Genomic DNA, 14,550 nt, shown 5'->3' with positions numbered 1-14,550 from the left:
TTTTCCCACTCTTGTAACCATTCGTATCAATACTCACAATAAAAATATATCACAATGCTTCGGAAGTTGCAACAATGTTGTTGACAAAAATTGGACGTTATCCTTCTCCATTTAGAAATTAACTCAAAAACATCTACGCTTTCATATTATGCGCTTACAAATAATTATGTAATACCGATTGTAGTGTACCTTTTGTTTCCGCACGTTTACCAAAGTCAATGTTTAATGTTGCCATGCTCCGCACAATTTCTGGCCGTAAACCGGTAATTACAGGACGACATCCCATCATTTCAATACCATCTAACAATCGCAAAAAGGGTTGAATCGCTTCTTCATCCATCTGTGCAATCCCTGAAAGATCCATTATCAACGTCTCAACACGCAATCTTCCAATTTCTAATAAAACTTTTTCTTCAATAATATTCGCACGGTAAGAATCGATTCTACCGATTAATGGTAAAATACTTACCGTTTGGGTGATCGGGATAATGGGCACGGACAAATTATCAACAAGCTTCCGTTGTTCTTCGATTAATTCATCTTTCGCTTTGGAATAACTTATAAAAAAACCATTTAAAAATTGATCGATTAATTGATTTGTTTTTTCTTCCATTTGATAAAAGTCTTCTGCAGCACGCTTATGTTGATTTAATTTATCCCACTCATATAAAAACTCCCAGAGGGTTCTACGAATAGCCTGTACCCATTCAAGCTTAAAAGATAATGTTAAAGCATATTTTGCCCATAACCCACCTTCTTGTTTTGCGAATAAATCAACTTCTTCGTCTGCTTCGTCAACAACAAGTAGAACGAGCCGTTCTGCATTCGCAATAAGATTAATATTTCCGATTGCTTTAATTTCTTCAATCTTATCTTTTACTGTTTTAGCTTGAACTAACAAACGTTTTTCAAAAATATCTCGATTTGCCTTTAAAAAAGTTCGAATATCCTTTTCATTTTTAAACGCCACAATCCAGGCCCCCTTTTATTGCTATCTAATAAACATATACGTAGTTTAAACTAGATTTATTGTACCATGTTCCATTTTACTAGCAAAAATAAATTACTTAGGCACTAAAAAGATATGGAAGAGATGGGATGTATTAATTAAGTTCTTCTATTTTCACATTCCTTTAAAAAGGTCAGGTAGTCCATCGAAAGATGTACGCCCTGACCTTTTTCAGCCCTATGTTTTTCATATGCTATTTATTAAAACAATGAAAGTTGATTTTTTTCAGCCATGCCTTCTAAACAGCCATGATTATCAAGATATTCAAGGACAGTTTTAGATATTTTACTTCTTTCACGTAAATCTTCCTTTGATAGAAACTCTCCTTCTTCTCGAGCTTTTACAATGTTAATGGCCGCATTTGTACCAAGGCCATCTACTGCATTAAAAGGTGGAATTAACGCATCACCTTCGACAATAAACTCGGTTGCGCTAGATTTATATAGATCAACCTTTTTAAAAGAAAAGCCTCTTTCACACATTTCTAAAGCAATTTCTAATACGGTTAACAGGTTTTTCTCTTTTGGAGAGGCATCGTTTCCCTTCTGAGCAATTACAGATATCTTCTGTTTCATTGCATCAGACCCTTTCACCATCGTATCAAGGTCAAAATCATCTGCTCTTACTGTGAAATATGCAGCATAAAATAAGATTGGATAATGCACTTTAAAATATGCAATTCGAACCGCCATTAACACATAAGCGGCAGCGTGTGCTTTCGGGAACATATATTTAATCTTTTTACAGGATTCAATATACCAATCTGGTACGCCTTGCTTTTTCATTTCAATTATCCATTCATCCTGTAATCCTTTCCCTTTACGAACCGACTCCATAATTTTAAATGCTAACGAGGCATCAAGTCCTTTATGCATCAAGTACACCATAATATCATCACGACAACCGATAACATCTGGGAGCTGACATATTCCATCGTTAATAAGCTCCTGCGCATTTCCAAGCCATACATCTGTTCCATGAGAAAGACCAGAAATAATGACAAGCTCTGCAAAGGTTGTTGGCTTTGTATCTTCCAACATTTGTCGTACAAATTTCGTTCCAAACTCAGGTACACCTAATGTTCCAGTCTTACAATTAATTTGCTCAGCTGTAACTCCTAGTGATGAAGTTCCTGAAAATATTTTCATCACTTCGGCATCGTCCGTAGGGATTGTTTTCGGATCAATTCCACTTAGATCTTGCAGCATTCTAATTACGGTTGGATCATCGTGTCCAAGTATATCCAACTTTAGTAAATTATCGTGGATCGAATGGAAATCAAAATGTGTTGTACGCCATTCACTATTACGATCATCAGCAGGATATTGAATAGGTGTAAAATCATATATTTCCTTATCTCCAGGAACAACAATAATTCCTCCTGGATGCTGGCCAGTTGTTCGCTTAACTCCAGTACAGCCTTGTACGAGCCGTTCTACTTCCGCTGCCTTTAACACGAGCTGCTTATCAGATGCATACCCCTTTACATACCCAAATGCCGTTTTTTCGGCTATCGTTCCAATCGTTCCTGCGCGGTAAACATTGTCTTCTCCAAATAACACCTTTGTATAATTATGTGCTTTTGGTTGATATTCACCTGAGAAGTTTAAATCAATATCTGGAACTTTATCTCCTTTAAAACCAAGAAATGTTTCAAAAGGAATGTCCTGTCCATCCTTCGTTAAGGAAGCTTGACAGTTTGGACATGTTTTATCAGGTAAATCAAATCCACTTCCGACGGAACCATCTGTAATAAACTCATGATAATGACATGCAGCGCACACGTAATGAGGTGGTAAAGGATTTACCTCTGTTATTTCTGTCATCGTTGCAACTAGTGAAGAACCAACTGATCCCCTTGATCCTACTAAATAGCCGTCATCAAGTGACTTCTTTACTAGTTTATGAGAAATAAGATAAATTACAGCGAAACCATGTCCAATAATACTTGCTAATTCTTTTTCTAGTCGATCAACAACGATTTGTGGTACCGGATTTCCATATATACTTTCCGCCCGGCTATAGCATAGATCACGGATTTCTTGGTCAGCACCTTCGATTGTCGGTGTGTATAGGCCGTCTTTTACAGGAGCTACTTCTTCAATTTGATCTGCTAAAGCTTGCGTATTTGTTACAACAACTTCTTTAGCTACCTCTTTCCCGAGAAAATCAAAGCATTCTAGCATTTCACTAGTTGTTCTAAACGGTGTATCAGGTAGTTGTTGTCTATTTAATGGATTACCAGCTTGAGAAGCTATTAAAATTTGACGATACATCTTTTCATGATCTTCAATATAATGTACGTTACCAGTTGCTACAACGATTTTATCCATTCGTTTACCTAGTTCAACTAGTTTCCGTATAATATCTAAAAGCTGTGCTTCATTTTGAACGAGTTCCTTTTCCATTAAATGTACAAAATTCGCTGGAGGCTGTATTTCAATATAATCATAAAATGCAGCAGCCTTTTCTGCTTCCTCTGCTGATTTTTGCATCATCGTCTCAAATACTTCTCCTTTATCACATGCTGTACCAATTAAAATTCCGTCTCGCAGTTTTTGTAGTAATGATCGAGGTACTCGTGGAACGCGATAGAAATAATCAATATGTGCATGCGAAACAAGCTTATAGATGTTTTTTAACCCTGTTTCATTTTGTGCTAATAATGTGCAGTGATAAGGTCGTGAGCGCTGATACGCATTGCCCTCTCCCATATGATTGTTAAGCTGTAAATGGTTGGTAATTTCTCGTTTTAAGAGAAGCTGCAGCAGCTTCCACATCAGGTAGCCAGTAGCCTCCGCATCGTATATTGCACGGTGGTGCTGTGTTAGTTCGATATCTAGATGCTTACACAATGTATTTAAACGGTGATTTTTCAACTCGGGAAATAAAAAGCGTGCAAGCTCTAACGTATCAATAACAGGCTGTTCTACTTGGTTATATTCAATCCTCTTATAGCCTTGATTTAAAAAGCCAATATCAAAGCTTGCATTGTGTGCAACTAGGATAGAATCCCGTGCCCATTTCTCAAAATCCTTTAACACTTCTGCAATTTCTGGCGCATCCTTTACCATCTCATCGGTTATACCTGTTAGTTCTATTGTTGTTTGTGATAAGGGGTGGTGTGGATTTGCAAATGCTTCAAAACGATCAATAATTTCACCTTGATGGATTTTCACCCCAGCTAACTCGATAATCGTATCATATACGGCTGAAAGTCCAGTCGTTTCCACATCAAATACAACATATGTACCTGTTTCCAAGTCAATATCCTGTTCATTATAAGCAATTGGAACACCGTCATCTACAAGGTTTACTTCTACGCCATATAGCACCTTTATTCCATGCTTTTTTCCAGCATGAAAAGCATCCGGGAAGCCTTGTACTCCTGCATGGTCTGTAATGGCAACTGCTTTATGCCCCCATTTTGCTGCTTGTTCAACGAGTCTAGAAGGTGAAACAACCGCATCGATTTGACTCATCGTCGTATGTGCGTGTAGCTCCACTCTTTTTTCTTCATCTGGAGCAGTATCCTGCTTTACTGCTACGGTTACTTCATGTATATCATTCGCCATCATCGCAAGCTCATTAGAATACATGTCTGTTTGAATGCTACCTCTCGCTTTAATCCACATTCCTTTTTTTAATTTCTCAAAAGTCGCAGCATCCTCGTCATTTTTAGAAAACATTTTTATTTGTAGCGAATCTGTATAATCTGTTGCTTTTGCAATTAATAGACTTCGACCCGAACGTAATTTACGTATATCTACGGCAAATACATACCCTTGAACAGTTATACGTCGCTCTTCTTCTTGTATTTCTTCCATAGACATTGGCTCATCCTGAATTTTATAGCCAAGCACGAACGGTTTATCGTCTCCTCCTTGTTGTTTTTCCTGATCCCGTTTTTCTTTTTCCTGCATTGTTTTAAGGATCAATTGTTGATCTTCTGCTGCCTTTTGTTTTCTAAATGCTTGTATTGCTTCCTGCTCATTTTTTACTTCGATAACAAATGGGAACGCTGGCAAGCCAACTTTTTTGCAAAATTGGTGAAAATCAGGTTCGAGCTTCTTTTTTAGCGCATGTGCTTCTGCGTCATTCCTAGCAACTAATGCTAATTTATGATTTACAATAGAAGGCGCTTGTCCACAAACTTGATCACGATAACCTGGTGAGATTGGAGTCGATTGAACAAAATGCTGCCAATATTCCAGAATAGTTTCCTTGTCACACTCATTTGACTGTGCAATAATCGTTAGCTCTGTTTGAGCGATATGATGAAATGTCTCATGAAGTTTTGCAGAAATCAGCTGATAAACCGTAAGCGGCAAAACATTTAATACTTGGATATAGAAATGCCATTTTTTATCTTGCTTAAAAACCTCTAGGCGTTCTAATGTACTATCATTTAAATACCCTGCATATTCTTCAGATATTTGGAGCTGTTGTAGTAAAATCATCATTTTTTCTTTTTTTGATATGTCCATTGTTATGCCTCCTGGAAAAGCCATCTAAATCCATAATCATAATGGAAAACCCTTGCCACAATAACAGACAAGGGTTTCTATTCGTTTCAAGCACACTAAAAGCAATTATAAAAAGAGTCGTTGTATATCATTCCACGTTACAATGATCATTAAAAGCATAAGTAACGCAAAACCGATAAAGTGGACAATTCCTTCTTTTTGCGGATCCATAGGTTTACCGCGAACCGCTTCAATTGCAATAAACATTAACCTGCCACCATCCAATGCAGGTAATGGTACAAGGTTGACGATTCCAAGGTTAACACTTAAAATCGCTGTCCACATGAGGAAATTCATAAAACCAGTTTGAACCACTTGGTCAGTTACATCATAAATTCCTACTGGACCTGATAACATGTCAATCGAGTACTGACCAGTAATCAACATAAACAAATTCGTTAAAATTAGCTTTGTTGTGTCATAAGTTTTTACAACACCATATTGAAACGCACCTAAAAAGGACTTTTCAAATGCTTGGCGCACACCGATTTGACCAATTACCATATCCTGAGCTTCGACTTTTTTAGGTGTAACCGTTAATGTCTCTGTAGAATCATCCCGTTTTACAACCATTTGCAGCTCATTCTCCGGATTTTCTCGAACGATTTCCGTAAATTCCTCCCACGTTGAAACAGGATTTCCATCGATCTCAATAATTTCATCCCCGCTTTGAAAACCTGCTGTTGCTGCAGGGCTTCCTGGCTGTACATCATTAATTGCAGCTTGCTCTACAGGAACCCCTTGAATGGTACCAATTATTAAGAACAGAACCATAGCAAGTAAGAAGTTCATCATTGGTCCAGCAAAAAGCTGCATGGCACGTTGACGAATACTTTTAGAAGCAAATTGACGATCAAATGGGGCAATTTGTGTTTCTTTTTCATCCATCACAAAAAATGCCTTTGGATCTACTTTAAAACGAAGCTTTTCTTCCTCATTATCCGTATCATAGCCTTCAATAACAAGCTGATGATCTAAGTCGGCGTACTCTACTTCAATTACTCGCGCATTCGGATGCTTTGACTTATTATTTACAATAATTTTATTTACACAGTTATCTTCGTTAAACTCAAGACCAATATGGTGGCCAGGCTTTAATTCAATTATTTCTGGATCTTCACCAGCAACGCGAACATAACCACCGATTGGCAGTAATCGAATCGTATATAGTGTCTCATTTTTTGTAAAGGCAAAGATTTTTGGACCAAATCCGATTGCAAATTCACGTGCAAGCATTCCAGCTCTCTTGGCAAAGATTAAGTGGCCTAGCTCGTGAATGAATACAAGCAGTCCAAACATAAAAATAAACGCAATAATTGTATTCAAATGCTGCACCATCCTTTAAAAATTAGGGAGAAAATTCCTTTCTTGTATCCATAACCAGTTCTTTTAAAACGATCTTGTCTTTCTATTAATTAGTTTACACTATACCATATGTTTTATATATAATAAATATATTATATTTATCTGTTTTCCTAATTAAAACTAATTTTATTCAATGGATAAACTGAATAAAGTGAAGCATTGGAAACACGAAAATCAAGCTGTCAAATCGGTCAAGGATGCCACCATGGCCTGGTAAAATATTTCCAGAATCTTTTACGCCAAAATGACGCTTAAAGGCAGATTCAACTAAGTCACCTACTTGTCCAAAAATAGAGACAAGTACCGTTACGCCTAGTACAGCTGACATAGATAATTCAAATGGATACATTAATTGAAAAACAATACCTACAATAGCGGCTAAAACAATGCCGCCAATTGCTCCTTCAATTGTTTTATTCGGACTAATTTCTGGCCAGAGCTTATGTTTTCCCAATGCTTTACCAACGAAATAAGCTCCTGTATCCGTTGCGTAAACGAGTAATAGTACAAAGAAAATCTTAGCTAACCCATCAGCACGGGTTTCTAGAAAATAATAAAAACCCATTCCAACATAAATCGTAGCTAAAATAACAAAACCAGCATTCTCAAAGGTGAATTTATTCTTAATAACCACTGTAAAAGCTAGAATTAGCAATACGAACAGCATAAGCCATTCGGCCTTCGTAAAAAAAGTCATCAAGTTACGGTCTAATAATAACCAAAGAACAGCAATAGCAAGTAACGCCGGAAAAGAAAATAAAGGTATTTTTCCCATACGCATAAACTCAATTAAAGCAATTGTCGCTAATGCATATAACAAAACTGTAAATGGCCAATTGCCATAAATTAAAATTGGAATAAAAATAAGTAATGCCCAGCTTGCGGTAATTATCCGTTGCTTCATTTGATTATCATCACCTTATAATCCTCCATAGCGTCGCTTCCGAAGCTGATAATCCTGAAGCGCCTCTACAAATTTTTCTTCTGTAAAATCTGGCCAATAAGTCTCTGTAAACCAAAATTCTGAGTAAGCTAATTGCCAGAGTAAAAAATTACTTATTCGTTGTTCACCACTTGTACGAATGAGTAAGTCTGGATCTGACAGCCCTTTCGTATACAAATAGTTAGCAAAAACATGTTCATCTAGTGACTCAGCTGAAAGCTGTTGCTGTTCTACATCTGTAACAATTTGTTTCATTGCTTGGATTATCTCATCTCTACCCCCATAATTCAAAGCAAAATTGAGTAATAATCCATCATTGTCTTTCGTTTGTTCTTTCGCATGCTGAACCGCTTCTCTCGTATGTGCAGGTAACGAATCAAAATCTCCAATTGTCTCTACTCGAACATTATTTTCCATTAATTCTGGTAAATATTTATGTAGAAACTCTTTCGGAAGTTTCATCAAAAAATCAACTTCTAGCTTCGGCCGCTTCCAATTTTCAGTGGAAAATGTAAATAAGGTTAGAACATCAACCTCATATTTCACTGCAGCCCTCACAGTTGTTTGAACGGTATCCATACCCGCTTTATGCCCCGCAATACGTGGTAGTCCTCTTTTTTTTGCCCATCTCCCATTTCCATCCATGATAATGGCCACATGGGAAGGGATATTTATAAGCTCAAAATCGTTTAATGGCTTTTTTTGTTTCTTTTTTAAAAATGGAAGTTTTATCGACATAAATTGTCCTCCGAATATTGAAGATTGTTCTCAGCAAACAATCCATAGAATCCTACACTATATATATATGATAAGAAAAGATATTGAATCATTATTATAACATGAAAATCCATTCTTCATTATACCTAGTTTTCATCTATTCGAAAAACAAAAGCCCTCTTAAACAAGAGGGCTTTTTGCATCTTATTTGTTTTCACCCGATGAAAGCATGTTAATAAATCTTCTATGGATTGTGGGTTCTAATCGTTTTAAGACTAAACTTCCATAATTTCGTTTTCTTTTGTTTTTGCAAGCTGATCAATTTTACCAGTGAAATTATCTGTTTCTTTTTGTACATCATCCTGAGACTGACGAAGTTCATCTTCCGTGATTTCACTGTCTTTCTCAAGTTTTTTCAAGCGATCATTGGCATCACGACGAATATTTCTAATTTGCACGCGTGCTTCCTCTGCGTATTTGCCGACTACTTTAACTAAATCTTTGCGTCTTTCTTCAGTTAAAGGTGGAATATTAATGCGAATCACATTCCCATCACTAGATGGAGATAAGCCTAAATCTGCCTTTTGAATCGCTTTTTCAATTTCACCTACAGCTGTTTTATCGTAAGGAGTAATGACTAATAAACGAGCTTCTGGAGCTGAAACCGTAGCAAGCTGATTTAGAGGTGTAGAGGCTCCGTAATAGTCAACATACACACTGTCTAAAAGACTAGGATTCGCTCTTCCCGCTCTTACTGTCGCAAGACTTCTGGAAAATGCTTGTACTGCTTGTTCCATCTTATCACGCGTATCTTTCAAGACTGCTTCTTTCACTTTTTATTTCCCCCTTATAGTAGTTCCAATTGTTTCACCAAGAACTGCTTTTTTAATATTACCGTTATCTGTAATAGAGAACACGATGAGCGGAATGTCGTTATCCATGCATAGAGAGGATGCTGTTGAGTCCATTACGCCTAGCCCTTCGTTCAGCATATCCATAAAGGATAACCGGTCATATTTAAACGCATCTTTATTAAGCTTAGGATCATCAGAGTAAACACCATCTACATTATTTTTTGCCATTAGTATTACTTCAGCTTCAATTTCAGCAGCTCTTAATGCTGCGGTTGTATCTGTCGAGAAGTAAGGATTTCCTGTTCCAGCTGCAAAAATAACAACGCGCTTTTTCTCTAGATGACGGATTGCTTTTCTACGAATGTATGGTTCAGCTACTTGGCGCATCTCTATGGAAGTTTGTACTCTTGTTGGAATACCGATGTTTTCCAAACTATCCTGCAAAGCAAGCGAATTCATAATCGTAGCAAGCATTCCCATATAATCTGCGGTTGCACGATCCATTCCCATTTCACTGCCAACCTTACCACGCCAAATGTTTCCTCCGCCTACAACAATGGCAATCTCTACACCTAATTCAGCCACTTCCTTTACTTGATTTGCAATTGACTGAATAACACTAGGTTCAATACCATAACCTTGTTCTCCACTAAGTGCTTCTCCGCTAAGCTTTAAAACGATTCTACGGTAACCAGCTGTTGTCATAATAACCTCCATAGAAAATTTATATGTTTATTTATTCTTGTTTGTTTGTATCGTTAAGTAATTCTATTGAGAAATAGGGAACAATAGATGTCCCCTATGACAATAGCTTTTATTTTTTAATTTGACTCATTACTTCTTCAGCAAAGTTTTCTTCACGCTTCTCCATACCTTCGCCAACTTCATAACGAACAAATGCTTTTACTGTAGCATTTTTATCAGCAACGTATTTCTTCACTTTCTGGTCTGGATCCTTTACAAAGCTTTGCTCGAGCAAGCAAATATCTTCAAAGAATTTACCTAGTCGACCTTCAACCATCTTTTCAACGATTTTTTCTGGTTTACCTTCATTAAGTGCTTGTGTTTTTAGTACTTCGCGCTCACGGTTTACTTCTTCTTCTGCAACCTCGTCACGTGAAACATAGCTTGGGTTAACAGCAGCAACATGCATTGCGACATCTTTCGCAACTTGTTCATCTGTCGTACCTTCTAGCAATGTCAATACACCGATTCGTCCACCCATATGCAGGTAGCTTCCGAATGTATCATTATCGCCTTTAGTTAAAATCGTGAAACGGCGTAGGGAGATTTTTTCTCCAATTTTTGCAACCGCACCATTAATATATGTTTCTACAGTGTCTCCTTCACCATGAAGCTTTTGCTGTAATGCTTCTTCAACGGTTGTAGGCTTTTGTTCAACTAAATGCTTTCCTAAGTCTGCAAGAAGTTGTTTAAACTGATCATTTTTTGTTACAAAGTCTGTTTCACAGTTTACTTCTAAAAGTACTGCTGTATTATTGTGAACTTCAATATATGTGGAACCTTCAGCTGCAATACGATCTGCTTTCTTAGCAGCTTTTGCAATTCCTTTTTCGCGAAGATAATCAATTGCTTTTTCAATATTTCCGTCTGTTTCTTGTAACGCTTTTTTACAATCCATCATGCCAGCGCCTGTTTTTTCGCGTAATTCTTTAACCATTTGTGCAGTAATTGCCATCATAAATCCTCCTTGAATGTTTTGATGCTAAATTTTTAAGTCTTGAATTAGATAACCCCGCAAGTGATGTTGGATCTATAAGTAATACGCTGTAACTTAACAAATCACTCATAGTTATAGGAAGCACCTAAATCAAGTGAAATATCTCTTTCAAAAAAGGTGATAAAAGGCTTATCCTCTTATCACCTGACCTTTTCTTGAAAATTTATTCTTGTACAGCTTCTTCTTGAGTCGCTTCTTCTTTAATTTCCTCAACCTTAGCTTCTTCTAATTCTTCGCCTTGCTTTACTTCTAAAATAGCGTCGGCCATTTTAGATGTAAGAAGCTTTACAGCACGGATAGCGTCATCGTTTGCAGGAATAACATAATCAATTTCATCTGGATCACAGTTCGTATCAACGATACCAACAATCGGTATGTTTAGCTTATGCGCTTCCGCAATTGCAATACGTTCTTTACGTGGATCAATTACGAATAAAGCATCTGGAAGCTTTTTCATTTCTTTAATTCCACCTAGGAATTTAACAAGACGTTCTTTTTCTTTAAGAAGATTCACAACTTCTTTCTTCGGTAATACGTCGAATGTACCGTCTTCTTCCATACGCTCAATATCCTTTAAACGATTGATACGTTTACGGATTGTTTGGAAGTTTGTTAATGTTCCACCTAACCAGCGTTGGTTTACATAAAACATTCCAGAACGTGTTGCTTCATCGCGAACAGAGTCCTGTGCTTGTTTTTTCGTACCTACGAAAAGAACCGTTCCACCATTTGCAGCAATGTCCTTTACGAAATTGTATGCTTCTTCAACCTTCTTCACTGTTTTTTGTAGGTCAATAATATAAATACCGTTTCTTTCCGTGAAAATATACTTTTTCATTTTTGGATTCCAACGGCGAGTTTGGTGTCCAAAGTGAACACCTGCTTCAAGCAATTGCTTCATAGAAATTACTGACATTCTTTTTTCCTCCTAATGGTTTTTTTCCTCCGTTTGCATCATTTTTGTATAAAGACCAAGGGTTTCCGTAATTAGAACCCGAATTATGGCACCACATATACAAATTAACAAACGTGTGTTTTTATCCTGATTCATTCAATTTGAATGAACTTGGTATTTACACCAAAAATAAATATATCATACGATAATGATGCAATCAAGTATTTCTATTATTTTTTGCATGTAATTTTATAATTAAAGCTGCTTCTGTTTTTCCACAGTTTAACTCTTTTGCAATTGCATCTGTACTTTTCCCTAGATGATGTAGCTGTAAAATCCTTGCTTGTAAAGAAGCTTCAACTTGGTCATCTGTTTGATCATCTTTTCCTTTTGCATGGATTAACGATTCATCCTGTTCCTCATTCGTAGCCACTACTTCTGACTTAGCTACCTTCTCGTTCTTTATATATGCTGGAGTAGCAGCGAAATTGGCCTTTTCCTTGGCCTTCGATAATAAGATATCTTCCTGTAACCGCCTATTTTCTTCTTTTATTTCCTCGATATACGTTTCCATGAGCTGAATAAGCTCATCTGGTGCTTGTTGTTTAGAATGATATGATTGCTTAAATATGATAAAAATAACTGTCAAAGAAATAAGATGTAATAAAAAGCTTACAAACAATAAAAATGAAATCATTTTAACCCCTTCTATCTTCTATAATCAATGGTATTTCCTAAGTAAGGATGTTCGTTCCGTGCTTGTTTTTCTTGCTCGTCTTTTTTTTCCTCTTTGTGGCGCTCATGCTGCTGTTTTTCTTCTTGCTTATTCATTTTCACATAATCAAACTGTTCTAATTCATTTACTTTTTTACGTTTTGCTAATTCTTGCTTTAATTGACTTTGTGCAAGCGACTCTTGGAAATGCTGATTTTGCTTAAGCATTTGTTCTTGTTGTTTTCCTGCATCCTGTACTCTTGGCAGCGCTACTTGCATCTCTATTGACTTCCAACTCAATAGAACCACATCCTTAGTATTGGTAAGAACTATATTTAAAAGGTTGGATGCCTGATTACAGGCTGTTGATTACGATTTCATTTTGTTCTAGTTTTATTTTAACATATTTATGATTTGTATTAATTAATCGTTTATATTTTCCAAATGAAACGATTACATTTGGAAATAAATGATCTCTTACAAGTAAAGTCGCTTCCTCTTCTTTTCCAATACTCGCATTCGTTTGCTGAAGAAGAGAATCAATTTCTTCCAATCTTTTCTTCACTTTATACATGGAATTTTGTTGGCGTAGCAAGGTGATTCTCATTTTGGCATCTTGATTTTGAATGCTTGTATTTTGGGCTAATTTTTTGCCAATCGCTTCAAGCTTTATTAATGTGGCTTGCAGTTCCTTCTTCTCTGCATTCAGTTTTTGTTCACGCTCATTAACTTCCTTCATAATCCCGAAATATAATTCTGTTTTCGTATTTAATCGATTCCCAATATCCTTTGCTTCAATCGATTTTCCAGCAGATAATGATCCACCAATAATATTTCCTCGTTGGCAGAAAACTTGATTCTCTGCAGTACATTCACTATGCAATATTGAATTTTCTACATACAAATCCTTTCCTGCGTGCACAATTCCTTGATTTATATAGCCGATATGAATACTGTCTGCTGCCTTAAGCACACCCTTCTGTAAACCAGCTAATCCTTCTGAAATCATAATGGAACCACCTGAAATAACCGTAGCTGCCTCAACCATTCCGAAAACTTTAATGTCTCCCTCTGCTTTTACAGTATATCCAGATGGGATATCCCCTTTTATAATGATGGAACCAACAAAATCAATGTTCCCTGTTTTCATCGTTATCGTTTCATTTAATTCATATACATTATGCACATGGATAAAACGATCATTCACACTAACCTGACCGTCCGCATCTGCATAAAAGGATAAATCTGATTCTTTATAAATAACATGTTTACCTGGTTTAACATTACTCGGTTTTCCATCTCTGGCTGCTAGTTTATTACCAAAAATATCCATTCCATCTTGACCCTTTGTTGGTTCCGTAATCGTAGCAAGGCGCTGTCCGCTTTTAACAGACGGAATACGCATGACATCTCTGAAATTCCAGTCATCACTTTTGGTAATCTCTGTGCTGAAGTCAAATTCATAAGTTGTTTCACTGTCTTTTCCATGTTGTGCTGGAGTTCCTTGGGCAATGAGTAGTGGAAATTGAATGGAAGCATCCTTAGATACAATTAGTTGTACATTTTCTTGGATTATACCAAACCGAATATTTTGCTGCTTCAAAAAATTAATCATATCTGATTCGTGAAGCTGTACATCTAATTCGCTATATTCATCCGTACAATGAAGATAAGCGTTCATTCGATCCTTAGAATTATTAATCTTAAAAAATCTTTGTAATTGTTCCATGATTCTTAGCCCCTTTAGTATATTCGCAACACTATCATAATGAAAAAGTTACTCAAC

The 14,550-nt window shown here is 36.6% G+C and carries 12 protein-coding genes; all 12 read right to left on the bottom strand.

What is annotated here, in order from left to right:
• Positions 1–154: 154 nt before the first annotated feature.
• The 12 genes from QBK89_RS05295 to QBK89_RS05240 all read right to left on the bottom strand — a co-directional run bounded on the left by QBK89_RS05295 (position 155) and on the right by QBK89_RS05240 (position 14,493).
• Positions 155–973 carry an STAS domain-containing protein gene (locus tag QBK89_RS05295; protein ID WP_284140116.1) on the bottom strand — a complete coding sequence of 273 codons (819 nt, stop codon included), beginning with the start codon at positions 971–973 and terminating at the stop codon, positions 155–157.
• Between the two features lie 236 nt (positions 974–1,209).
• On the bottom strand, positions 1,210–5,496 hold the full coding sequence (locus QBK89_RS05290) for a PolC-type DNA polymerase III (RefSeq protein WP_284139986.1): 4,287 nt from the start codon (positions 5,494–5,496) through the stop codon (positions 1,210–1,212).
• A gap of 105 nt (positions 5,497–5,601) precedes the next feature.
• Positions 5,602–6,861 (bottom strand): RIP metalloprotease RseP, encoded by a 1,260-nt coding sequence (gene rseP / locus QBK89_RS05285; protein ID WP_284139985.1) that lies wholly within the window; start codon positions 6,859–6,861, stop codon positions 5,602–5,604.
• Positions 6,862–7,030: 169 nt separating this feature from the next.
• Positions 7,031–7,804 (bottom strand): phosphatidate cytidylyltransferase, encoded by a 774-nt coding sequence (locus QBK89_RS05280; protein WP_284139984.1) that lies wholly within the window; start codon positions 7,802–7,804, stop codon positions 7,031–7,033.
• Between the two features lie 15 nt (positions 7,805–7,819).
• Entirely contained in the window at positions 7,820–8,581 is a 762-nt protein-coding gene (locus QBK89_RS05275) for an isoprenyl transferase (protein WP_284139983.1), read from the bottom strand.
• Positions 8,582–8,835: 254 nt separating this feature from the next.
• The gene (gene frr / locus QBK89_RS05270; RefSeq protein ID WP_284139982.1) at positions 8,836–9,393 is read right to left on the bottom strand and encodes a ribosome recycling factor; all 558 of its coding nucleotides are present in this window, start codon (positions 9,391–9,393) and stop codon (positions 8,836–8,838) included.
• Positions 9,394–9,396: 3 nt separating this feature from the next.
• Positions 9,397–10,119, bottom strand: a complete 723-nt coding sequence (gene pyrH, locus QBK89_RS05265; RefSeq protein WP_284139981.1) for a UMP kinase — start codon at positions 10,117–10,119, stop codon at positions 9,397–9,399.
• Between the two features lie 109 nt (positions 10,120–10,228).
• Positions 10,229–11,113, bottom strand: a complete 885-nt coding sequence (gene tsf, locus QBK89_RS05260; protein WP_284139980.1) for a translation elongation factor Ts — start codon at positions 11,111–11,113, stop codon at positions 10,229–10,231.
• 205 nt (positions 11,114–11,318) lie between these two features.
• Entirely contained in the window at positions 11,319–12,071 is a 753-nt protein-coding gene (gene rpsB / locus QBK89_RS05255) for a 30S ribosomal protein S2 (RefSeq protein ID WP_284139979.1), read from the bottom strand.
• Positions 12,072–12,267: 196 nt separating this feature from the next.
• Positions 12,268–12,747 carry a DUF6115 domain-containing protein gene (locus QBK89_RS05250; RefSeq protein WP_284139978.1) on the bottom strand — a complete coding sequence of 160 codons (480 nt, stop codon included), beginning with the start codon at positions 12,745–12,747 and terminating at the stop codon, positions 12,268–12,270.
• Positions 12,748–12,758: 11 nt separating this feature from the next.
• Entirely contained in the window at positions 12,759–13,073 is a 315-nt protein-coding gene (locus QBK89_RS05245) for a hypothetical protein (RefSeq protein ID WP_284139977.1), read from the bottom strand.
• Positions 13,074–13,119: 46 nt separating this feature from the next.
• Complete coding sequence (locus tag QBK89_RS05240; protein WP_284139976.1) at positions 13,120–14,493, bottom strand: DUF342 domain-containing protein; 1,374 nt, start codon at positions 14,491–14,493, stop codon at positions 13,120–13,122.
• Positions 14,494–14,550: the final 57 nt, after the last annotated feature.

The sequence above is a fragment of the Virgibacillus sp. LDC-1 genome (assembly GCF_030137545.1).
In the GTDB taxonomy this organism is placed as follows: Bacteria; Bacillota; Bacilli; order Bacillales; family Amphibacillaceae; genus LDC-1.
Note: the sequence above shows the minus strand (reverse complement) of the source record. Positions and strands in the feature narration are given on the sequence as shown.

What these genes read in the sequence shown, in the direction of transcription:
- QBK89_RS05290 (WP_284139986.1), bottom strand. Translation starts at nt 5,496, where the DNA reads ATGGACATATCAAAAAAAGAAAAAATGATGATTTTACTACAACAGCTC.
- QBK89_RS05280 (WP_284139984.1), bottom strand. Translation starts at nt 7,804, where the DNA reads ATGAAGCAACGGATAATTACCGCAAGCTGGGCATTACTTATTTTTATT.
- QBK89_RS05275 (WP_284139983.1), bottom strand. Translation starts at nt 8,581, where the DNA reads ATGTCGATAAAACTTCCATTTTTAAAAAAGAAACAAAAAAAGCCATTA.
- pyrH (WP_284139981.1), bottom strand. Translation starts at nt 10,119, where the DNA reads ATGACAACAGCTGGTTACCGTAGAATCGTTTTAAAGCTTAGCGGAGAA.
- tsf (WP_284139980.1), bottom strand. Translation starts at nt 11,113, where the DNA reads ATGGCAATTACTGCACAAATGGTTAAAGAATTACGCGAAAAAACAGGC.
- rpsB (WP_284139979.1), bottom strand. Translation starts at nt 12,071, where the DNA reads ATGTCAGTAATTTCTATGAAGCAATTGCTTGAAGCAGGTGTTCACTTT.
- QBK89_RS05250 (WP_284139978.1), bottom strand. Translation starts at nt 12,747, where the DNA reads ATGATTTCATTTTTATTGTTTGTAAGCTTTTTATTACATCTTATTTCT.
- QBK89_RS05240 (WP_284139976.1), bottom strand. Translation starts at nt 14,493, where the DNA reads ATGGAACAATTACAAAGATTTTTTAAGATTAATAATTCTAAGGATCGA.